20 protein-coding genes and 1 tRNA gene are annotated in these 21,898 nt (G+C 64.0%); 10 read left to right on the top strand and 11 right to left on the bottom strand.

The window, feature by feature from the left end:
* Positions 1 to 69: 69 nt before the first annotated feature.
* Positions 70 to 1,680, top strand: a complete 1,611-nt coding sequence (locus ABC729_RS06140) for a methyl-accepting chemotaxis protein (RefSeq protein WP_495606753.1) — start codon at positions 70 to 72, stop codon at positions 1,678 to 1,680.
* Between the two features lie 33 nt (positions 1,681 to 1,713).
* Here ABC729_RS06140 and ABC729_RS06135 read toward each other — a convergent pair whose 3' ends face one another.
* Entirely contained in the window at positions 1,714 to 3,276 is a 1,563-nt protein-coding gene (locus ABC729_RS06135) for a glycosyltransferase family 39 protein (RefSeq protein WP_495606752.1), read from the bottom strand.
* A gap of 57 nt (positions 3,277 to 3,333) precedes the next feature.
* Positions 3,334 to 4,398 (bottom strand): glycosyltransferase family 2 protein, encoded by a 1,065-nt coding sequence (locus tag ABC729_RS06130; protein WP_495606751.1) that lies wholly within the window; start codon positions 4,396 to 4,398, stop codon positions 3,334 to 3,336.
* A gap of 439 nt (positions 4,399 to 4,837) precedes the next feature.
* Between ABC729_RS06130 and ABC729_RS06125 the strand changes: the two genes are divergently transcribed.
* Positions 4,838 to 5,374, top strand: a complete 537-nt coding sequence (locus ABC729_RS06125) for an RNA polymerase sigma factor (RefSeq protein ID WP_495606750.1) — start codon at positions 4,838 to 4,840, stop codon at positions 5,372 to 5,374.
* A 2-nt stretch (positions 5,375 to 5,376) separates the two neighbouring features.
* Here the strand turns inward: ABC729_RS06125 and ABC729_RS06120 are convergent, their stop codons facing one another.
* Positions 5,377 to 5,595 (bottom strand): hypothetical protein, encoded by a 219-nt coding sequence (locus ABC729_RS06120; protein WP_495606749.1) that lies wholly within the window; start codon positions 5,593 to 5,595, stop codon positions 5,377 to 5,379.
* 155 nt (positions 5,596 to 5,750) lie between these two features.
* Positions 5,751 to 7,547: an acyl-CoA dehydrogenase gene (locus ABC729_RS06115; protein WP_495606748.1), complete on the bottom strand. Its 1,797-nt coding sequence runs from the start codon at positions 7,545 to 7,547 to the stop codon at positions 5,751 to 5,753.
* 247 nt (positions 7,548 to 7,794) lie between these two features.
* Between ABC729_RS06115 and ABC729_RS06110 the strand changes: the two genes are divergently transcribed.
* The gene (locus tag ABC729_RS06110; protein WP_495606747.1) at positions 7,795 to 8,739 is read left to right on the top strand and encodes a lysozyme family protein; all 945 of its coding nucleotides are present in this window, start codon (positions 7,795 to 7,797) and stop codon (positions 8,737 to 8,739) included.
* Between the two features lie 2 nt (positions 8,740 to 8,741).
* Here the strand turns inward: ABC729_RS06110 and ABC729_RS06105 are convergent, their stop codons facing one another.
* From ABC729_RS06105 to ABC729_RS06095, 3 genes are all read right to left on the bottom strand, one after another.
* A complete protein-coding gene (locus ABC729_RS06105) occupies positions 8,742 to 9,026 on the bottom strand; it encodes a hypothetical protein (RefSeq protein WP_495606746.1) in 285 nt (94 codons plus the stop codon).
* Positions 9,027 to 9,126: 100 nt separating this feature from the next.
* Positions 9,127 to 9,201 (bottom strand) — tRNA-Met (locus ABC729_RS06100).
* Between the two features lie 76 nt (positions 9,202 to 9,277).
* Positions 9,278 to 9,484: a hypothetical protein gene (locus ABC729_RS06095; RefSeq protein WP_495606745.1), complete on the bottom strand. Its 207-nt coding sequence runs from the start codon at positions 9,482 to 9,484 to the stop codon at positions 9,278 to 9,280.
* A 166-nt stretch (positions 9,485 to 9,650) separates the two neighbouring features.
* On the opposite strand from ABC729_RS06095, the gene ABC729_RS06090 reads away from it, so the two are divergent.
* Positions 9,651 to 11,132, top strand: coding sequence for a hypothetical protein (locus ABC729_RS06090; RefSeq protein WP_495606744.1), 1,482 nt, complete (start codon positions 9,651 to 9,653; stop codon positions 11,130 to 11,132).
* Positions 11,133 to 11,171: 39 nt separating this feature from the next.
* Here the strand turns inward: ABC729_RS06090 and ABC729_RS06085 are convergent, their stop codons facing one another.
* A complete protein-coding gene (locus tag ABC729_RS06085; RefSeq protein WP_495606743.1) occupies positions 11,172 to 12,524 on the bottom strand; it encodes an AmpG family muropeptide MFS transporter in 1,353 nt (450 codons plus the stop codon).
* 243 nt (positions 12,525 to 12,767) lie between these two features.
* Here ABC729_RS06085 and ABC729_RS06080 point away from each other — a divergent pair, with 243 nt between their 5' ends.
* The 5 genes from ABC729_RS06080 (at position 12,768) to ABC729_RS06060 (ending at position 16,769) form a co-directional block, all read left to right on the top strand.
* Positions 12,768 to 14,177, top strand: coding sequence for a class II 3-deoxy-7-phosphoheptulonate synthase (locus ABC729_RS06080; RefSeq protein WP_495606742.1), 1,410 nt, complete (start codon positions 12,768 to 12,770; stop codon positions 14,175 to 14,177).
* A 111-nt stretch (positions 14,178 to 14,288) separates the two neighbouring features.
* The gene (locus ABC729_RS06075; protein WP_495606741.1) at positions 14,289 to 14,528 is read left to right on the top strand and encodes a DUF4160 domain-containing protein; all 240 of its coding nucleotides are present in this window, start codon (positions 14,289 to 14,291) and stop codon (positions 14,526 to 14,528) included.
* Between the two features lie 3 nt (positions 14,529 to 14,531).
* Positions 14,532 to 14,792 (top strand): DUF2442 domain-containing protein, encoded by a 261-nt coding sequence (locus ABC729_RS06070; protein WP_495606740.1) that lies wholly within the window; start codon positions 14,532 to 14,534, stop codon positions 14,790 to 14,792.
* 82 nt (positions 14,793 to 14,874) lie between these two features.
* Complete coding sequence (locus ABC729_RS06065; protein WP_495606739.1) at positions 14,875 to 16,164, top strand: Xaa-Pro dipeptidase; 1,290 nt, start codon at positions 14,875 to 14,877, stop codon at positions 16,162 to 16,164.
* A gap of 53 nt (positions 16,165 to 16,217) precedes the next feature.
* Positions 16,218 to 16,769, top strand: a complete 552-nt coding sequence (locus ABC729_RS06060; protein WP_495606738.1) for a YybH family protein — start codon at positions 16,218 to 16,220, stop codon at positions 16,767 to 16,769.
* Here the strand turns inward: ABC729_RS06060 and hpnE are convergent.
* From hpnE to ABC729_RS06045, 3 genes are all read right to left on the bottom strand, one after another.
* Positions 16,738 to 18,012 carry a hydroxysqualene dehydroxylase HpnE gene (hpnE, locus tag ABC729_RS06055; protein ID WP_495606737.1) on the bottom strand — a complete coding sequence of 425 codons (1,275 nt, stop codon included), beginning with the start codon at positions 18,010 to 18,012 and terminating at the stop codon, positions 16,738 to 16,740. The genes ABC729_RS06060 and hpnE overlap by 32 nt on opposite strands.
* The gene (locus ABC729_RS06050) at positions 18,009 to 19,763 is read right to left on the bottom strand and encodes a squalene/phytoene synthase family protein (RefSeq protein WP_495606736.1); all 1,755 of its coding nucleotides are present in this window, start codon (positions 19,761 to 19,763) and stop codon (positions 18,009 to 18,011) included. Before ABC729_RS06050 ends, hpnE begins: the two co-directional genes overlap by 4 nt.
* A gap of 189 nt (positions 19,764 to 19,952) precedes the next feature.
* Positions 19,953 to 20,579, bottom strand: a complete 627-nt coding sequence (locus ABC729_RS06045; protein WP_495606735.1) for a superoxide dismutase — start codon at positions 20,577 to 20,579, stop codon at positions 19,953 to 19,955.
* 210 nt (positions 20,580 to 20,789) lie between these two features.
* Between ABC729_RS06045 and ABC729_RS06040 the strand changes: the two genes are divergently transcribed.
* The gene (locus ABC729_RS06040) at positions 20,790 to 21,635 is read left to right on the top strand and encodes a phytoene/squalene synthase family protein (RefSeq protein WP_495606734.1); all 846 of its coding nucleotides are present in this window, start codon (positions 20,790 to 20,792) and stop codon (positions 21,633 to 21,635) included.
* Positions 21,636 to 21,898: the final 263 nt, after the last annotated feature.

Raw genomic sequence — 21,898 nt, 5'->3', positions numbered from 1 at the left:
AGTCTTCATCAAACCTGATACAAGCTGTCGCGAACAAAGACTTGCTGGTTTCCTGGGGGATTGGTTGGAATGCGGAATGGTGAGGGTCGCGCCGTATTGGCGCGTATTGGCAATGCTGTCGATGAAGCCATAAATGCTTTGCAGCGCCGCCTGGATGTTAATGGATTAACCACATCCAACCTGCGTTCCCTGATCGAAGGGGGATTGCCTTCGGAGAAACAGGCGGAGTTGGCCGCCGCTTTCCGGGCGTCGGGCAAGTCCCCCGCAATGGCGGCGGCGGCCTTTGCGGCGGTCCAGGGTGATCTGTCCGCGGCCCTGGTCACCGCTTCGCGCTGGAAACATGCCGCTGCCGTGGACGGCGTGCGGGTTCTGGGTACTGCGCTGTCCGATGCCTTGTCGGTACTGCTGTCACCGCCAGCTGCTGCAACGGCGACCGCGGGGCACCCGGTGCCGGATACGGCGGGCTTCATCACTGGCCTGATGGATCGCACCGTTGATGTGGCGACCGCCATCAACGACGCTTCCATTGCCAACGCAGAGATGGTGGGCCAACTGCGGGCCGTGGACAGTCAAGCCCAGGCCATCGCTGCCGCGACCGAGGAAACGGTGGCCGGTGTCAATGAAATCTCCGCCCGCAGCCAGGATGTGGCTCGGCTGGCGTCGGAGGCGCATGACGTGGCCGAAGGTGGGCGTCAGGCCGTTGCCAACGCGGTGCGCGGCATGGATGCCATCGCCGATGCCGTGGCGCAGAGCGCGTCGCGCGTGTCCGAACTGTCCGAAGCGTCTGATCGCATTCAGGACATCCTGGCCAGCATTGAGGCCATTGCCGCCCAGACCAATCTGCTGGCGCTGAACGCGACCATCGAGGCGGCGCGGGCGGGGGAGGCCGGCAAGGGCTTTGCCGTCGTTGCGTCAGAGGTGAAGAGCCTGGCCAACCAAACGGCGAAAGCGACGGAGGATATCCGCTCCCGTCTGGCGCATCTGCGCGCTGAAATGGCCACCATCGTCGGCTCCATGCAGGAAGGCACGCGTGCGGTGGCGGCGGGGCAAGACCAGATGCGCGAAGTGTCGGCCCGAATTGATGATGTGACGGCGCGTGTGGACACCACAACGGAGCGCATGGCCGAAATTGCCGCCATCCTGCACCAGCAGACGGCAGCAGCTCAGGAAGTGGCCCAGGGTGTGACTGACATTGCCAGCCGGGCCGCGCGCAACAGCCAGGCCATCATGCGCAATGTCGACGCCACCAAGGGCGTGGAATCGCTGCTGGGCAAGCAATTGTCCGACCTGATGAAGCAGGACATCCCCAATAAGATTGTGAAGATCGCCAAGGTCGATCACATCATGTGGAAAAAGCGGCTGGCCGACATGGTGGTGGGGCTGCAGACGCTGAACGCCGCTGAACTGGCCCGCCACGACGCCTGCCGCCTGGGCAAATGGTATTACGGTGCCGGCTCACTGCCCTTGCGCGGCCACCCGGCCTTCGCCGGCCTGGAGGCACCGCACAAGTCAGTGCATGAACATGGCATCCGTGCCGTCGAACTGTTCAATGTCGGCGATCTTGACGGGGCGATGAAAGAAATCGCCTTGGTGGAGGAAGCATCCGAACGCGTCGTGGCACAGCTGGACCGGTTGCAGAACGAACCGGTTCCGGGCACGCAGCAGGCGGCCGGGTTCTGAGATTCCTATCAGGTCGGGGCGGGAGGCCCCGACCTATGGCCTTGTCCTCAGGTCCAGCACATAGGCCAGCACAACGCCCATCCGCTCCACCCGCAGCAATTCCCGCCCCGCCGGGACCGGACCGCAGGTTCCACGCGTGAAGGCGATGTAGAAATCGGCTTCGCCATGCCCATCCTTGGGTGCCTTCCAGGTGGGGGGCAGATAGTGCAAGGCGCTGTCATGCGGGCCGCAGATGCGGATGCGATAGGGGTGGGCGACGGCCCCGCCCCCTTCTTCCGCTACGATGCGGTTGCGCAACCGGTCCGCCGCCTCTGACAGGGGGCTGCCCCAATAATCCAGCTCAAACCGCCCCTCCGCGCCGCGCACGCCGCCGGCCAGGGAATTATACCAGATGGCTTCATAGGGGTGCAGGCGGGCCACGGTCAGCACCTGCCAGCCAGCCCAGAGTGCCAGTACGCCACCGACAATCCGGCCCGCCTGTGGGAAACGGCCAGTAACCTTCTGTGTGGCCAGCAGGGCCGCCAGCCGATCCAGGCCCATGGCAGCGGCCACCGACAGCGGCGGCAGCAGGAACAGGAGATGGCGGATACCGTCATAGAGAACGGCACCCGTGATGATCACGATCAGCGGCGGCAGCAGAATGGCAGCCGCCAGCCCCACCCGTTCCGGTGACAGGGCCAGCGGTCGGCGCAGCGCCTGTACACCCATGATGGTGGCGATCAGCAGGCCGGCCAGAGTGACCTCCGGCAATTTCACGCTGAACGCTACAGGCACATACCACCACGGAAGGTCGGTCGTAACCAGCGTTTGACCCGCGAAGGGGAAACTGAATTGCAGCGGGAAGTGGGAAAAGCCGGCCAGCGCCTCCAGCGGGCGTGATACCGGGTCCAGCTGTGCCCAGGGCCAGAAGGCCAGCATGATCAGCCAGGCCAGTGCGAAGGCCGGCAGCAGCCGTGCCGCCGCCGTTATCCCTTCCCACAGCGCCGTTGCCGCCGGACGTTCACGCAGCCGCAGGAAAAGCCAGTAAAGACAGGCAATTCCCAGCGGCCCGATCAGGACGACGCCCCCCACGCGAATACCAAGTGCCGCCCCGAAGGCCGCGCCATAGGCCAGCAGGGTGCGCGCCTGCTGACGCGGCAGATCGCGGATCAGGCGGATTTGATACAGGCCCATCCAGGCGGCTGCGGTGGCAAAGGGCACATCCTTGGGATTGGCGAAGGATTGCCCCATCCATTCCGGGGTCAGCAGCAGCAGCAGCGCTGCCAGGGCGCCGGCACGGGGACCGGCCAACATGCGCGCCTGCGCCCGTACCGCCGCCAGCCCCGCGACCCCGACCAGCCCGCCAACCAGCCGCCGCGTTTCATAGGCATCGAACGGCAGCAGGATCCCGGCCACTGCCGTCACCGTGTCATACAGCGCGCCGTAGAGATAAAGGTTCTGGAAATTCAGCACCCGCTGGTCCGCGCCCAGGGACATGTACCAGTCCAGCGCCCGCCGCCCATTTTCCAGATGCAGCGGCTCGTCCCAGGTGATGCCATATTGCTTGAAGGTGGAGGCGACGAACAGCAGCGCGCCAGCCAGAACCAGCTGCGCCACGATATCCCAGAAATTCGAAGGGCCTTCGTCCCTTGTGCCGGATGGGCCCATCACAGATCAGTTCACGCCGCTGCGCCGGTCGGGCATGGCGGCCGCCGCATGGCGATGATCGGCGGCGTCCATACCGGCGCTGGCCGTGAAGCCGATACTGTCCGAGACAAGATAGAGCGGACGCCCCTTCACCTCGGTAAAGACCCGGCCCAGATAATCGCCCAGCACGCCCAGACAGATCAGTTGCACGCCGCCAATGAACAGGGTCGCCACCATCAAGGAGGCATAGCCCGGCACGTCGATCCCGAAGATCATGGTCTTCAGCAGGATGACGGCACCATAGAGTACCGCGATGGCCGCCACCGCCAGCCCCAGCCACGACCAGACGCGCAGCGGCAGGGTGGAGAAGGAAACGATGCCATCCATGGCGAAACGGAACAGTTTCCAGGTGCTGAAAGTGGTTGTGCCCGCATGGCGCGGCGCCGTTTCGAACGGAACCGCCACCTGGCGGAAACCGACCCAGGAATAAAGCCCCTTCATGAAGCGGGTGCGTTCGCCCATCTGGTTCAACGCATCGACAACAGCGCGGTCCATCAGGCGGAAATCGCCGGCATCGCGGGGCAGGGGCACTTCTGACATCGCATCCAGCATGCGGTAGAAGCGGCGGGTCAGGAAACGGCGCAGCGGCGGATCGGTATCGCGGGAACGGCGGACGCCGTAAACCACCTGTGCGCCGGCCTGCCAATGGGCATAGAACTCTTCAATGACCTCCGGCGGGTGCTGCAGGTCGCTGTCCATCAGGACGACGGCACGGCCCGACGCATGGCGCAGGCCAGCCGTCATGGCCATTTCCTTGCCGAAATTGCGGCTGAACCGGACCAGCCGGATACGCGGATTGGCGGCGTGCGCCGCCTGCAGGCGGGCCCAGGTGTCGTCGCGCGAGCCATCATCCACACACACGACCTCATATGGCACGCCCAGCCGTTCCATGACCGGGGCCAACCGCGCGAACAGCGCGTCGATATTCTCCCCCTCGTTATGCATGGGCAGAACGACGGACAGCACCGTGGCCTCGTTCAAGGGGCGCAGCGGGGTCGGGGACTTGGACGGCTCGTAGGGGGGCGTCAACATGACGGGTCCTTGGCAGGGCACGTGGTAGCGGCAAAGACGGCGGTCACCGGTTATGGCCGCTTCAGACGCGAACACTAAGCCTTAACCGGCCGAACCGCCACCCAACCGGAGGGTTAGGCCCTGGCCGACCGGCCGATACGGCCAGGTTCCACCTGTCCGGTGGATATAGCGTATCCGCGCCATTTTTCCAACCAGCCGTAATTTCTGTAGCGGAAGGACTATATCCATCCGGCTCGGACTAAAGAGATCAGATGTTAGACGCCGGCTGCCACAATCATGACACCGTCCAGAGAAAAATTCTCTAAATCACGAAGGGGAACAACTACTCCAATAAATCGGCTCACACTTGGGTCGTGCCAATAACAAGTCGAATATATTTCGATATTCGACATATGGCGAAGCAGACCTTGCGTTTCAGCCTTGGACGAAGGAGATGAACATGGCCAGCAGCCACTATAATATCACCACTGCCTCCGCCCGCCCCGACCTTGCGGCACAGGTGGCAGCCGAGCGTGAATATCTGCGCCGCTATGCATTGGGATTGTGCCGCGACGGCACGCTTGCCGACGATCTGGCACAGGAATGCATGGAACGCGCACTGACCCGCCTGCATCTGTGGGAGGAGGGCACGAACCTGCGGGCCTGGCTGTCAACCATGCTGCGTAACCTGCACATCAATGGCCTGCGCCGGAATCGTCAGCATGTGGCACTGGATGATTGCGATGGTGCCGAACTGGGTGGCACGCCGGCACGCCAGATGGGGCGCATGCAGGTCCGCGACCTGCGCCGCGCCATGGCACGGTTGCCGTCGGACCAGCGCGACATGGTCGTGATGGTTGCCTTGCGTGGCGTCAGTTATGAACAGGCGGCCCTGAACGCCAATATCTCGGTTGGGACGGTCAAGTCCCGTCTGTCGCGGGCACGCGGCACCCTGCGCCGCCTGATGGATGGCGAGATTGTGGAAGGTCGTGCCTGACGTCAGCTCTGGGACCAGGCCGCGGGTGGGCGGCCCCGCCGACGGCGCTTCTTGGGTTCAGGTGCGGCGGGTGGGGGTGGGGCGATGCAGCGTTGCAGGCCCTGATACGCCAGTCGGATCACGCCTGTCAGCTGATCCGGCGCCTGCGGGTTGGCCTGTATATAAGCGGTCGCAATCCTCGCGGCCAACAGGCGCAGTTGATCCGTCGGCGTCTCGGTCATCGGGGGTTCCTCCAGCCCTTAATCGATAAGGCACTGTGGAACCGGTCGCCCCCTCAAGTCCATTTGACCCATAGCCTAAACACGCAAACGTTGGGCCTATGCCCTTCGTAAGAAGCCGTGGGTGGCGAGGGGAGCGCCACCCACGGGACGGATTATCAGAACTGGTCGTCCGACAGGCCCATGACGGCACGGTGACCATGGGTCACCACCGTCAGCAGGCCGCGTGCCTGGGGCAGAATCTGGTCCGCATAGAAGCGGCCCGTGATGATCTTGGCATCCAGGAACTTGGCATCGGCCCCCGGTTCACGCATCAGGCTGTTGGCGGCCATCATGGCCTTGGCCGTGAGGTAGCCGCCGATGGTGACGCCGAACATACGCAGATAGCTGACGGCACCCGACGCGACCGCCGTCATGTCAGCCTTGCCGGTCTCCACCACCCATTTCGTGGCCGCTTCCACGGCGTCGATGGCATCGGTCAGGTTGGCACCCATGGTTGCCATGTCGTCGCCCGGCTGGGCGGCAATGGCGGCGGCTGTGGCGCGCATTTCGCTGATCAAAGTGAACGCCGCCTGACCGCCATCACGCAGCACCTTGCGGAAGGCCAGATCGTTGGCCTGGATACCGTTGGTGCCTTCATAGATGGGGGCGATACGGGCGTCGCGGTAATGCTGGGCGGCACCCGTTTCCTCAATGAAGCCCATGCCGCCATGGATCTGCACGCCCAGGCTGGTCAGTTCCACGCCCAGGTCCGTACACCAAGCCTTAGTGATGGGGGTCAACAGGTCGTTCAGGGCGTTGGCGGCCTTGGCGGCTTCGGCATCCGGATTGCGGTGGGCATTGTCCAGGGCAGACGCCGTCAGATAGACCAGCGCGCGGGCCGCCTCGATCTGAGACTTCATGCACATCAGCATGCGGCGCACATCGGGATGCTTGATGATGGCGACAGGGGCGGGGTCCTTGCCGGTCAAGGCCCGGCTCTGCACCCGGCCCTTGGCATATTCCACCGCCTGCTGATAGGCGCGTTCGGCAATCGCCATGCCCTGAAGACCAACGCCCAGACGGGCATTATTCATCATGGTGAACATATATTCGATACCGCGATTTTCCTCGCCCACCAGGAAGCCGACGGCACCGCCATTATCGCCATAGGCCATGACGGCGGTCGGGCTGGCATGGATACCCATCTTATGTTCCAGGCCGGCGCAGCGCAGGTCATTGCGCGCGCCCAGGCTGCCATCCTCATTCACCATGAACTTGGGCACGACGAACAGGCTGATGCCCTTCACGCCCGCCGGGGCCGTGGGGGTGCGGGCCAGGACCAAATGGATGATATTGTCGGTGAAATCATGCTCACCATAGGTGATGAAGATCTTCTGCCCGGTGATCAGCCAGGTGCCGTCTTCATTCGGCACGGCCTTGGTACGGACGGCACCCACGTCGGAACCGGCCTGCGGCTCCGTCAGGTTCATGGTGCCGGTCCATTCACCGCTGATCAGCTTTTCCAGATACAGCTTCTTCTGCTGTTCCGACCCATGGGCCTGCAGCAGTTCCACCGCACCCTGGTTCAGCATGGGGCAGAGCGAGAAGGACATATTGGCCGAGGTCCACATTTCCTGGATCGGCAGGGCCAGCGTCCAGGGCAGGCCCTGACCACCGAAATCCGGATCGAACGGCACCGCGTTCCAACCACCCTCGGCATATTTCCAGTAGGCGTCACGAAAGCCGGGGGCCGTGGTGACCACGCCATTCTCCAGCTTCGATCCATTCTGGTCGCCGACCCAGTTCAGCGGCGCCAGCACGTCACGCGCCAGCTTTCCGGCCTCGTCCAGGACCTGATCCACCAGATCGGGCGTCACCACGTCATAGCCGGGCAGACCGGCCACCTGGGCCAGGCCGACCACATGGTTCAGCGTGAAGCGCATATCCTGGATGGGTGCGTTGTAAGCGGTCATTTCGCCTTGTCCTCCCGGCTTCAATTTCAGGGCGGGTTCCAGCGCCCCGCCATCGGTTCATATCATGAAAGATCACCCGCGGCTCCGACAAGGTCTGCCAAAACCGGTGAGCGATTCTGTCATTACGTTAACGTAAAAGGAAACTTGCGTCACTGGCTTTGTCATCTGTTTCTGCATGTCACAGACGGTTGGCACGGCGATTGCTTTCCTTAGTCACGACCCCAGTGCGTGAGTGGAGTAAAGTGCCGTGACGACCAGCAGCCTCAACCTTTTGAACCAGCAGGGCAACAGCGCCGCCAGCCAGGGCGCCTCGCGCAATGCGCCGGCCCATGTCGTCCGCGCGGTCCAGCAGGCCAGTGCGGCAACCGGGGTCGATTTTGCCTATCTGATGGATAAGGCCGGGGTTGAAAGCGGCTATCGCACGGATATCAAGGCTTCGACCAGCAGCGCCACGGGCCTGTTTCAGTTCACGGAAGGAACCTGGCTAAACATGGTGGAACAGCACGGGGCCAAGTACGGATTGGGTGTCTATGCCGACAAGATCAATAATGGTTCGGTCTCCGACCCTCAGACGCGCAAGGAAATCCTGAATCTGCGCAAGGATCCGCGCCTGTCCGCCATCTTTGCCGCCGAACTGGCCAATGATAACAAGGCCCATCTGGAGAATGAGCTGGGCCGCCCGGTGGGTAAGACCGAATTGTACATGGCGCATTTCCTGGGTGCCGGCGGGGCCGCCAAGTTCCTGAAAGCCATGGACAAGAACCCCAACCAGCCGGCCGCCAACCTTCTGCCCGATGCGGCCAAGGCCAATCTGAACGTATTCTATGACGGCACACGGCCCAAGTCGGTCGGTCAGATCTTCGATAATTTCGCCGCCAAGTTCGATGATGCCCCGGCACAATTTGCCGGGTCCACGACGCTGGGCACCGTGCAGCCGGCGGATACTTCCTCCCAGCCATGGCTGACGGGGATGCGGTCCGCCGTGTCGGGCAAGGAACCGATCTCTACCTTCACCATCATGATGCTGGACAGTCTTGCCGTCCCGTCAGATGACGAGGAAGAAAGGAAGCGCTCCACCGGTTCTGGTGCCCGCGACAGCGATGAAGGCGATCAGAGCAGCGGCAAGGCCACCAACGGCTATGGCATGAAGGTCGGCCCGAACCTGTCCGCCGGCAGCCTGATTGCCGCGTAATATCAGACGGCCCGGCTGCCACCACTGAACAGGATACCGGAGCCGACAACGAATCCGAAATCGTACCAAAGCCCGTCATTGGGGAACGCGTACATCCGCATATCCAGAAACAGGCTGCCGATAAAGGAAATCGGGGCCAGGAACCCATGCACCAGACCCCAGAGCAAACCGGGCAGGGGATGGGTCACCTCCGGTGCCGGCTGGTTGGCACAGGCCGCCACCGACATTGCCAGCAGCACCAGCATGGCACCACGCAGCGCCCCCTTGCGGTCAATGGACTTGAACATGGATGCTGCCCTTTCGGCTGATGAAGCGGAAAGCGGATCGTATCATCCAGGCCCGGAAAAGCGAAAACCCCGCCGGAGGTATCTCCAGCGGGGTTTTAGATGGTGGCACCGGCGTGATTTGAACACGCGACCAAGGGCTTATGAGTCCCCTGCTCTACCGCTGAGCTACGGTGCCGAAACTCGTCCGTCCGGGTGGTCCCGAACGGGAGCCGCTATTTATGAAACTGCGCCCAGCCTGTCAATATCTGTTTTCAAAAATCTTCGTCATAAAGCAGGTGCCGTTTCAACTGCGCCCGGTAGCGGCCCATGCGTGACCCGTCATGGCCTGGCCAACCGGCGCGCAGTGCCGATAATTCGGCCTCGCGTTCATTGATGGCCCAACAGGACAGCTCCGTCTCTTTGCCGGCATCGTTGCGCCAGCGGAAAACGAACAGCTGTGGCGTTGGGGGCGATGGCATAGGGTAGGGGACCTGTCGGCGGCTTCACAGGGTGCAGGATGCGTTGCATCGATATTCCTGTCCACCCTGTCCAAGTTTGGTGGTGGGTTTGTCAATCGACCACAAGACTTTGGGGGTTATGCCGCTGTAGGATGCGCCACCCGCCAACCCGTGCCGGTTATCCGCCATGTTGCGCCTCGTGCTGACCCCGCTTCGCTGGTTCTTTCGCTTCGTGCTTTATACCAGCGTGATTCTCACCCTGCTGGTGCTGCTGGCGCCCTTTGCCTTTGACATACCAGGACGGGCCGAAAAGGTTCTGGCCAGCATGAATAATGGCAACCTCCGTGGCATGCGGGTGCAGGCCCTGCCGGAATCGGTGAGCGGCTTTCCGCCCGAGCTGGAAATCAGCAATCTGCGCGTGACGGTTCCCGGACCACAGGGGGTGACAGCCACCGCGATGACGGCGGCAAAGGTTCGCGTTGTCGTCAACGTCATGGAAAGCATTGTGCGCGGTCGGGTGGTGCTGGCCGCCATGGTCGAAAACCCTGTTATCTATGCCAACCAGCCCCTGAACCTGGGGGCCATCGCGACGGCCATAAGTGTTGCCACCGGCCTGCATACGCAGATCCAACTGGTCGGCGGCGAAGTGATCAATCCGGGAAGCCGGACCGTCGTGGCGTTGGGCGACGACACGCTGACCAATATCAACTCGCGCTCCAGCGAGGATCAGCAAGTGGCGGAGGTGGTGCCCCAGGACGATCGCGGTGCTACATCCACCTTTGGTGGCGGGGGCGGGGGTGCAGGTGGTGCCACGGGTGCCACGGCGGCGGGTGCCGGCGTCGGTGCCGGTGCCATTGCCCCTGGCGTGGTCGCCGGTGTGGCGGCTGGTGTTGGCGGTGGCATCATTGCCGGCACCAGCGGCGGTGGGCGGGTGCCCGGCACAAATCCCGGCGGTGGTGGCACTGATCCTGGTGGCGGCGGAACGAACCCTGGCGGTGGTGGCACCGATCCCGGCGGCGGGACTAACCCCGGCGGTGGCGGCACCAATCCGGGCGGTGGCGGCACATTGCCGGGTGGGGGTGGTACATTACCAGGCGGCGGAGGCACATTGCCGGGCGGCGGTGGGACTTTGCCCGGTGGCGGTGGCACGAACCCTGGCGGCGGCGGCACCAATCCGGGTGGCGGCGGCACCAATCCGGGTGGCGGTGGCACCAACCCAGGTGGTGGCGGCACCAATCCCGGTGGTGGCGGCGGTACGAACCCCGGCGGTGGCGGCACCAATCCTGGTGGCGGTGGCACGAACCCCGGCGGTGGTGGCACCAATCCCGGTGGCGGTGGCACGAACCCCGGCGGTGGCGGCACCAATCCTGGTGGTGGTGGCACCAATCCCGGTGGCGGCGGAACGAACCCCGGCGGTGGCGGCACCAATCCTGGTGGCGGTGGTACAAACCCCGGCGGTGGCGGCACCAATCCTGGTGGCGGTGGCACGAACCCCGGCGGTGGCACGAACCCCGGCGGCGGCGGCACCAATCCTGGTGGCGGTGGTACAAACCCCGGCGGTGGCGGCACCAATCCTGGTGGCGGCGGCACGAACCCCGGCGGTGGTGGCAGCAACCCCGGTGGCGGTGGCACCAACCCGCCGATGTGTAGCTGTCCCTGCGGCTTCTGACCGGTTGGAACCGGGTGGAGACTGTCTCCACCCGGTCAGTCACGCCTTACGTTGCCGGCTGGCGGCGCGGTCCAGGAACAGGCAGAGGGCGACGACGGGAATACCGATGGCGGCGGTACCAGCAAAGAACAGGGCGTAGGCCCCCATCTGTCCGGCAATCGGCTCCAGCCCCTGCACCATCTGACCTGAAAAACCCTTCAGCACCTTGCCCAGCACGGTATAGAGCGAGGACAGAAGCGCATATTGTGTGGCGGTATAGCCGAGGCTGGTCAGGCTGGACATGTAGGCGGTCAGCGCCACGCCGGCAAAGCCCGTGGCGATATTGTCCACGATGATGGCCGCAGTGAACACACCGATATCCGGCCCGCTGAGCGCCATGACAGAGAAGGCGAGGTTGGAGAAGGGGCCCAGGACCGCGCCCAAGATCAAGGTCCGCCGAAACCCCAGTCGGACCGACGCGATGCCACCCAGCGCGATGCCGGCAATGGAGGCCCAGAGCCCCACCGAGGCGCGAACGGTTCCCACCACTTCCTTCGTCAGGCCCAGATCGACATAGAACGGGTTGATCATGGGCCCAATCATGAAATCGCCCAGCCGGAAGGTCATGACGACCAGCAGCATCAGCACCGATAGCGCTCCATAGGTGCGCAGGAAGCTGAGCAGCGGCCCGACAATAGCGTCGAACAGGCCTGCCGGCGTCCAGAGCGGGGCCGACGCCATCCCGCCTGTCGGCGCGTGCCGCATCGGCTCCGTCGCCATCAGCGTGGCGACGATCCCCACCGCCATGACGGCACCGGCTACGCCGTAGGAGGATTGCCAGCCGATCCCGGCGGCCAGCAGCAGGATCAGGCTGTCGGTGGCCAGCATGGCGGCCCTGTACCCGGTCTGATAGGCAGCGGACAGCAGGCCCTGTTCTGCTCCATCCTCCGCACTCTCAATGCGCCAGGCATCAACCACGATATCCTGCGTGGCGGATGCGAATGCCGCCAGCAGGGCAAAGGCCCCCAGTTTCCACAGGTCGCCCCCGTCCGGCCCCACGGCGGCCATGCCGAACAGACCGGCCCCGATCAGCAATTGCGACAGCACCATCCAGCCGCGCCGCCGACCAAGCCGCCCCAGGATCGGCGCGTCCAGCCGGTCCACCAGGGGCGCCCACAGCATCTTCAGCGAATAGGCCAGTCCGACCCAGGACAGGAAGCCGATGGTCGCCAGATCGGCCCCACCTTCCCGCAGCCAGAAGCCCAGCGTATTGCCCGTCAGCAGAAAGGGCAGGCCGGAGGAGAAGCCCAGCAACAGCATGACCAGCACCTTGCGCTGTCCCAGCGAGCGCAGTACCTGCCGCCAGCCGATGGGGGCCTTCTTCTGCTCCTGGGTCGCTGCATCGGCCGTCATGGGCGGGTCCTGTTCTGTCTGCGGATTGATGGGGGTGAGTATAGGCAAGGGTTTGCCGGCCCGCGCGGCCTATTTGCGCACGAACATTGCGCAAAATGCAGGTCGTTTGGACTGGAAAATACCCACGCTCTCCGCTTACAAAGTTCGACCCACCGGTGAAATCCGATGCTGGGTAACCCATATGCACATCCCGCCGCCGGGAAGAGGCCGGTGCGGCGATGGCAGTAGAAGGATGAGCAGGACATGTCGACGGATACGCAGAAGGTGTGGACCGCTGGGCGCTGGACGCCTGACAGCTGGCGCGCCAAGCCGATCCGGCAGGTCCCGTCTTATCCCGACGAAACCCGGTTGAAGGCCGTCGAAGCCAAGCTGGCGGCCTATCCGCCGCTGGTTTTTGCGGGCGAGGCGCGACGGCTGAAGGATCATCTGGGCAAAGTGGCGCGGGGAGAGGCATTCCTGCTGCAGGGTGGCGATTGCGCCGAAAGCTTTGCCGAGTTCCATCCCAACAATATCCGCGATACGTTCCGCGTTCTGCTGCAGATGGCGGTCGTGCTGACCTTTGGTGCCGCCACGCCGGTCGTGAAGGTGGGCCGTCTGGCCGGGCAGTTCGCCAAGCCGCGGTCGGCCGATACCGAGGTGATTGACGGCGTCGAACTGCCCAGCTACCGCGGCGACATCATCAACGGCTTCGATTTCACGCCCGACGCCCGTATCCCCGATCCTGACCGCATGGTCCAGGCCTACAACCAGTCGGCCAGCACCCTGAACCTGCTGCGCGCCTTCGCCCAGGGCGGTTATGCCGACCTGCACAAGGTGCATCAGTGGAACCTGGGCTTTGTTGAGAAGAGCCCGCAGGGCGAGCGTTATCAGGACCTTGCCAACCGCCTGGATGAGACGCTGTCCTTCATGGCCGCCTGCGGCATCACGGGGGAGACGACGCCGCAGATCCGCGAGACTGAGCTGTTCACCAGCCATGAGGCACTGCTGCTGCCCTATGAGCAGGCGCTGACCCGCATCGACAGCACCAGTGGCGATTGGTACGACGTCTCGGCCCATATGCTGTGGATTGGCGACCGCACGCGCCAGCATGACGGCGCGCATGTGGAATTCCTGCGCGGGGTGAAGAACCCCATCGGCCTGAAATGCGGCCCGACAATGGACCCGGATGATCTGCTGCGTCTGATCGATATCCTGAACCCGGCGGACGAGGCTGGTCGTCTGACCCTGATCGTGCGCATGGGGTCGGACAAGGTCGCGGATAAGCTGGCACCGCTGGTCCGCAAGGTACAGCGCGAGGGTCGCACCGTGGTCTGGTCCTGCGACCCGATGCATGGCAATACCGTCAAGTCCTCCACTGGTTTCAAGACGCGGCCGTTCGACCGCGTCCTGGGCGAGGTCCGGGGCTTCATGGAGGTCATCCGGTCCGAAGGTGCGCATCCCGGCGGTGTGCATTTCGAAATGACCGGCCAGGACGTGACGGAATGCACCGGCGGTGCCCAGGCCATCACCGATCATGCCTTGGCCCTGCGCTACCACACCGCCTGCGACCCGCGCCTGAATGCCAGCCAGTCGCTGGAACTGGCCTTCCTGATCGCGGAAACCCTGAAGGCCGTCCGTGATGGGCAGCCGCGTACCCGCGTGGCGGCGGAGTAAGGTGTGAGACCGGACGGCGGTGGGCTGCTGCCGCCGTCCGGCATCATCGATTGAAGAACTTCAATGAAATAACATATAAGTAGCATCGCCTGTTGTGTTCAGGGATGCACCGTGCCTGTCGTCTTCCGCTCTGGTCCCTACACGATCCGCTTCTTCAGTAACGAGAATGGGGAACCGCCCCATGTCCATGTGGATCGTCCGGGATGCACGGCCAAAATCTGGCTGCTGCCACAGCCATCGATATCGATGGTCCGCGGATATGCCGGTCATGAACAGCAACTTGTGCTTAAACTGGTGGCGGACAACGCCTCAATCTGCTTAGAATCCTGGTACAGGCATTTTGGATACTGAGCCATGCATGACCCGTCCATTATCGATGTGGTGGTGACACAGGACCTCCTGACTGTTCATCTGGACGACGGTCGTGTGCTGTCGACCCCATTGTCGTGGTATCCCCGGTTGCACAATGCAACTGATTTGGAACGGCAACGCTGGGAAATTGTCTCGGCAGGTCTCGGGGTCAGTTGGCCGGATATTGACGAGGATTTGTCCCTGGCCGGCATGTTGCGCGGACAGCCGTCACTTGGGCAACCCCATGGGGCAGCGGCTGAGTAAGCCCATCGTCCCCTCAGCCCTGCTTATCTTTTCGGCATCCGCATGGTACCTCTGTTGGCAAAACAGCAATTCAGAGGGTTCCATGCCGTCGCTTGCCACCATTAAAAAGACGCTCGCCGCCATCCTGCTGTCCGCCACGGCCCTGTCTGCACAGGCCGGGACCACCTATGTCCAGGCCGACCGCATGGTCGATGTCGTGTCGGGAAAAACGGTGGAGAAGCCGGCCCTTGTCATTACTGATGGCCGTATCACGGCGCTGGGGACACAAGGGTCGGTGACGGTGCCGGCGGGGGCGGAACGGCTGGACCTGACGGGCATGACCATCCTGCCCGGCCTGATCGACATGCATGTGCATCTGACGGGCCGGCATGACATGCACGGCTATGAAGGGCTGGCGGAATCGACGGGGGATGAAACCATCAATGGCGTCATCCATGCCGAAAAGACCCTGATGGCCGGCTTTACCACGGCGCGCAATCTGGGCGCGGCCGGTTTTTCCGACGTCGCCCTGCGCCGTGCCCTGGCGGCCAACCGGTTGAACGGCCCGCGCCTCTATGTCTCCGGCCCTTCCATTGGCGCTACGGGTGGGCATTGCGACAATAACCTGCTGCCGCCCGAATATGATGCGCACAGCCAGGGTGCCGCTGACGGCCCCTGGGGCGTGGTCAAGAAGGTGCGGGAGGTGAAGAAATACGGTGCCGACCTGATCAAGATCTGCGCCACCGGCGGTGTGTTGTCCAAGGGCACGCAGGTAGGCGCGCAACAGCTGGCGCAGGAAGAGATGGACGCCATCGTGGCGGAGGCCAAGCGCCTGGGCCTGAAGGTGGCCGCCCATGCTCACGGCACCGCCGGCATCAAGGCCGCCATCCGTGCTGGCGTGGACACAATCGAGCATGCAAGCTTCATCGATGATGAAGGCATCAAGCTGGCCAAGGAGCGCGGCACCTACCTGTCGATGGATATCTATAACACCGAATATATCCTGTCGGCGGGAGAGGCGGCGGGCTTCCTGCCCGAAAGCTTGGCCAAGGAACGGGTGGTCGGCAAGACCCAGCGGGAAAGCTTCACCCGCGCCGTCAAGGCCGGGGTGAAGATGGTTTTCGGCTCCGATGCCGGCGTCTATCCCCATGGCGACAATGGCAAGCAGTTCAGCCGCATGGTGCAGTTCGGTATGACGCCGATGCAGGCTATCCAGGCCGCCACCGTCAATGCCGCCGACGCGCTAGGCGCGTCCGCCGATGTCGGCGCCCTGGCCGTGGGCCGCTATGGCGACCTGATCGCGGTGAAGGGTGATCCGCTGGCCGATATCTCGGTCCTGGAAAAGGTCGATGTGGTGGTCAAGGGCGGGGATGTGGTGAAGGGCAAGCCCTGACGTTACCGGCCATTAACCATTTCGACATCCACGGGAAACGCGCGGGCGGCATCATGCCGCCCGTTTTCGTTGAACCGAACGAGGTCGATGACATGCGTTTTGCCGCCGCTGCCCTTGTGGCCAGTATCGTCATGGCGGTTCCGGCCCGGGCCGATGACGCCGCGATCAACCGCATCTATGGCGACATGAGTGCGGCCTATAAGGCGCTGGATGTCGGCGCGATGGAGCGCATTTATACCCAGGATGTCAGTTACTTGCAGGCCGGTCCCGGTGACGCGCAATGGCAGGCGGGCCGTGCGGATGTCATGGGCGGCTTCAAGCAGATGTTCGATGCCGCAAAGGTCAGCGGAGATACACTGGATATCCGCTTTCGCATCGTGAAGCGCACCAGACAGGGCGATGATGCCGCCGCCGATATCGGCCATTTTAAACTGACGGTTACGCCAAAGGGCAAACCGGCGCAGGTTATGGCGGGCACGTTCATCACCATGCCGGTGAAGCGCCCGGATGGCACCTGGGCCTTTGCCGCCGACAGCTGGGGTCCTGTGAAGGCTGACGCTTATGACAAGGCGGTTAAAGCCGACGGGCTGCGTTTTGATGAATAAGGCTGGCCGCCCGATGTCCTGACTGTACCGCGCCTTCAATGGTGGCGGGCAGGCCGGTGTTGGTCCAGTCGCCGGCCAGATACAGATTCTGCGCCACCTGCGACGCTGGGCGTCGGCGTTCCTGGTCGGGGGCGGCGGCGAAGGTGGCGCGCTTTTCCTTCACGATGCGGCCCGGTGCCGGGCGGTCGGGATCACGCCCGATGGCCGCCGCCACATCGCGCCAGATCAGCCGCAACAGCGCATCCGCGTCGCTGTCGATCAGGGCGTCGGCGGCGCTGATGGTCACGGACAGGACATCATCGCGCAGGAACAGCCATTCCGCCACCCCACCCACCAACCCGACCAGGGGAAGGCCGCCCGGCAGGGTGGCGGGGGCGTCCAGCCGGTAATGGGCGTTCACGATGGCATGGAACCGGTTGGGCACCGGCAGGTCGGGCAGCAGGCGTGATACCGTGTCAGGGGGCAGCGCCAGGACCACGCTGTCGCCGGCCTTCAGGGCCACCCGATCCAACCCGAGATCCAGCAGCACCGCCCGACCATCCGCCGCACGTTCCATTCCTTTCAGGCGGGTACCGAACCGAACCCTTGCCCCCGATCTGTCCAGAAAGGCCAGGGCCGGATCGACGAATGCCGCCGACAGCCCGTCCGGCCCTGCGATCCAGGGTCGGCAGGCGTCTGCCCCGCGCAGCAGGGTGCGGCGGAAGACGGACCAGAGCAGACGGGCCGACCCGGACTCATAGGGCGTGTTCAGGATACTGACGGCAAGCGGCTTCCACAGCCGGTCCGTTAACGCCCGCCCTTCCGGCAGCACATCCGCTACCCGTGCATCCGGGTTGGCGAAGGCCAGCTTGAGTGCCGGCAGATAGGCCAACAGGCCACTGTCGGGCACCCGCCGTGCAGAATCGGTCAGCCACAGGGGCAGGATGCCGTTATCTGGACGCAGGGACCAGGACCGGCCATCGCGCAGATCCAGAAAGGGCAGGGTAACCGGATCGACCGTTATCAGGCCCGTCCGCCCGCCAATTCGGTCCAGATAGGCGAAACATTCGGTGTTGGCACCCAGGATCAGGTGATTGCCATTATCGATGGTCCGGTCCAGCACGCTGTCATGCCAGGAGCGGCAGCGACCGCCGGCATGGTCGGTGGCTTCATAAAGGGTGACGGAATGGCCCGCCGCCGCCAGCGCGGTGGCGCAGGCCAGGCCCGACAGGCCGGCCCCGACGATATGGACGGTGCCCGTCACAGGCGGGGTGCGCGACCCAGGGCGCAGGATAGCGCCACGCTGATTTTTTCCCAGCGGCCCAGGCGCGGACGGCGGGACAGGACGTCGGGTGACCAGCCACGCAGACGCAGGCGCAACAGGATGCGGTGATACAGCACCATCATGGCGGCCGCCGGCCACAGCTTGCGATGCGGCTGCTTCAACAGGCTGTTGGCCTGATGGAACGCGGCCTCGGCGCGTGCCGCCAACGCCTCACAGACCTGCGGCAGGGCCGGATCGGTCAGTACCGCGACGGGGTCGGACTGCACCGCATAGATATCGACGCCCGCATCCTCCAGCATCTCTTCCGGCAGGTAGCAGCGGCCATCGCGTGCATCTTCCTCCACATCCCGCAGGATGTTGGTGAGCTGCAACGCCTCGCCGAGAGCGAGCGCGAAGGCATCGGCGCTGGCATCGCCCTTGCCGAAGACACGGACGGACAATAGGCCCACGGCCCCCGCCACGCGCCGGCAATATTGCGCCAGCATGCCCAGCGACGGGGCGCGGATGGGGCCGTCCACGTCCATCATCATGCCGTCGATCACCGCCTGAAATTCCGCCTGTGGCAGGTTGTAGCGGCGGACGGCGGAGGCCAGATCCCGCAGACGCCCATGGTGGCGGCCGGCACCCGGCATGCCATACATGGCGTCGATGCGGCGCTGCCAGTCGGTCAGGGCACCGCGCTTGACCTCGTTATTCTCCTTGCCGTCGGCAATGTCGTCCACGGCACGGCAGAAGCCATAAATGGCGAACATGGCCCGGCGCTTGCGCTGTCCCAGCAGGCGCAGTGGCCAGTAGAAGGTGGAGGTGCCGCAGCTTCCGGCCTTGGCCAGTCCGCTTTCCGGCGACAGGCGTGGTGGACGGCGCGACATGCCGCGCAGCACGCCCAACAGCACCGCGCCGATCCGGCTGAATGCCGACAACTGCACCTTGCCGGCCAGCGGGTCGCGGCGGCGCAGCTGCTTCGACAGGGCCACTGCCATCTCAATGATCACTGCCGATTCCATGCGCAGGCCGGGATTGGCGATCAGGCGGGGCAGGGCGCTGGCCCGGCGCAGCAGCGAATCGACATTGTCCAGCGTCCGGTCGATGACGACGCGTACCGGCGGCGTCGCCTCCGTCTCCACCAGATGTTCGACCGACCCACCCGCTTCTTTGAACCAGGATGTGGGCAGGTAGCAGCGGCCAAGCTCCACCCAGTCATGCCGACAATCCTGAATATGGTTCAGGATCTGCAAGGCAGTGCAAAGCGCATCCGATGGTGGGGCCGCGTTGATCCCCTCCCCATGCAGTTCCAGCAGGAACCGGCCCACGGGGTTGGCGGAGTAACGGCAATAAAGGACAAGGTCCTGCCAGGTCTTGCAATGGCTGCCCGTGGCATCCCGACGAAAGGCCTGCAGCAGCTGCCGGGCATGCAGACCCGACACGCCGGTCGCGGTCTGCGTAGCCTTTAGGGTCAGGGCCGGGGCCAGCCAGGGCTGGTTGCCGATGCCGCTGACCAGCGCGCGTTCCAGCGCGTCCAACTGTGCGATCTTCATGTCGGGTTCGACATGCGGGTCGTCGGCAATATCATCGGCCAGCCGCGCGAAGGCATAGAAGGCCATGACATGCGGACGATAGGGGGCCGGGATCAGCCGGGAAGCGACGGGAAAATTCTCCGCCTCCGCGCCCTTGCGGGCGGCAGGATCGCCCGGTTGGGCGGGGTTCTGTGCTGACAGGCGGAATTCAGCCATGGGTCCCGGCGCTCTTCATCATCATCACCCTACTTTGCCACGACATGGCGACAGGGAGAAGTGGCGATAATGGGGCGCGACCCCGATATGACAAACCCCGCCGGTTGGGCCGACGGGGTTTGCATTACGTTTCATGTTCCCTCAGCCACAGGGCACTGCCATCCGGTGCCTGAGAGAATATGAAAAGTTTTAAATCACCGAACCAGCCTTGATCTTGTCCAGGCGGGCATTCACGGCGTCCCAATTGACCGTGTTCCACCAGGCGGCCAGATAGTCGGCGCGGCGGTTCTGATATTTCAGGTAGTAGGCGTGTTCCCAGACGTCATTGCCGAACAGGACCGGGGTGCCGTTGAACAGCGGCGTGTCCTGGTTCGGCTGCGCCACGATGGCCAGCTTGCCGGCGGTATCGGCGGTGACGAACACCCAGCCGGAGCCGAACTGCTTGGTCCCGGCCTCGTTGAACTTCTTCTTGAAGTCCTCAAAGCTGCCGAAATCGCGGGTGATGGCGGAGCCCACCTCACCGGTCGGGTCGCCACCGCCATTCGGACCCATGATGGACCAGAACATGGAATGGTTGGCGTGACCGCCGCCATTGTTGCGCACGGCGGTGCGGATGCTTTCCGGCAGCTCGCCCAGACGCTTCAGCAGGTCTTCCAGCGACAGGTCATGCAGCTGGCTGTGGTCGGCCAGGGCGTTGTTCAGGTTGGTGATATAGGTCTGGTGATGCTTGCCATGGTGGGTGGCCATGGTCAGCGCGTCGATATGCGGCTCCAGCGCCGCGGTGTCATAGGTCAGTGCCGGCAGGGTGAAGGCCATGATGATGGCTCCTGTTCTCTCTCGGGGTGGGTGTCGCCCCTGACGCGGGGACGACCGGACACGGGGTTGAGAGATACGACCGCGCCGCGCGCGGGTCAACCTGCTCGACCCCTGAATAATTGTCGGAACAACCATATGGGATGCTTGGGCTTTGCGAACAGGGGCAGAGCGCCTATAAGGCGGCAATCACCCCTGTTGGATTGAGCAAGAATGGCGCCCCCCGCCCTGTCCGCCTGTGCCGAGGCGGTCCGCAAGCATGACAATGACCGCTTCCTGACCGCGCTGTTCGCGCCCGCCGGGGTGCGGGAGGATTTGTTCGCGCTCTACGCCTTCAACCATGAGGTTGCCAAGACGCGGGAGGTGGTGACGGAGCCGACCCTGGGCCAGATCCGCCTGCAATGGTGGCGGGAGAGCGTCGAGGGCGCCTTTGAGGGCCGTCCCCGCCGGCACGACGTGGTGGAACCGCTGGCGACGGCAATTCTCCGCCACGGGCTGGACCGGACCCAGTTCGACCTTCTGATCGACGGGCGGGAGGCCGACCTGGATGATGAGGCACCAGCCGACATGGAGTGCCTGATCAACTATGCGCAAGTGACGGGCGCGCCCCTGACCCGGCTGGCCTGTCAGACATTGGGTGCCGGCGATCCGGCGACGATGGAGGCGGCCCGGCTGGTCGGCACAGCCTGGGCGCTGACCGGCATCCTGCGCGCCGCACCCTTTCTGGCGCGCGGTCACCGTTCGCGCCTTCCCCTGACCCTGATGGTCGAACATGGAGTGACGGAACCGTCCCTGTTCGATGGCAAGCCCGAACCGGGCCTGTCCAAGGTCGCGACCGCCGTGGCCGATGCCGCCCGGTCACTGCTGACCGATGCCCGCCGGATGCGACGCGACGTGGCGAAGGCGGCCCTGCCGGCCCTGCTGCCGGCCACCCTGGCCGACCATTACCTGGGCCGTATGGCGGCGGTCGGGTACGATTTGATGAACCCGATCCTGCTACGCCCCAGCGTGCGCCGCCCGCTGTCCGTGGGGTGGGCCGCGACCATCGGGCGGTGGTGAAGCGACCGTCCGTGCAACGCTGTGAAACACAAATTCAAGGCGTGTTTCACTTGATGCGCCGGGCGGCAGCCGCAGAGTCCGCCCTTTGATTGAGTTTATATAGCATATTCTGGTCGGGATTTCAGCAGTCCGTCCGTTCTGGTTCACAGACCAATGAACAGGCCATATGATCAGCGGCATTTACGTCGGCTCTGGCTGTTGTCAAATCTCAAGAGGCGCGATGCACCTCAATCAAAACAGGTTTTCTGTTCCTGAGAATGATT

It is taken from the genome of Niveispirillum sp. CC-CTL257 (genome assembly GCF_059489915.1).
Note: the sequence above shows the minus strand (reverse complement) of the source record. Positions and strands in the feature narration are given on the sequence as shown.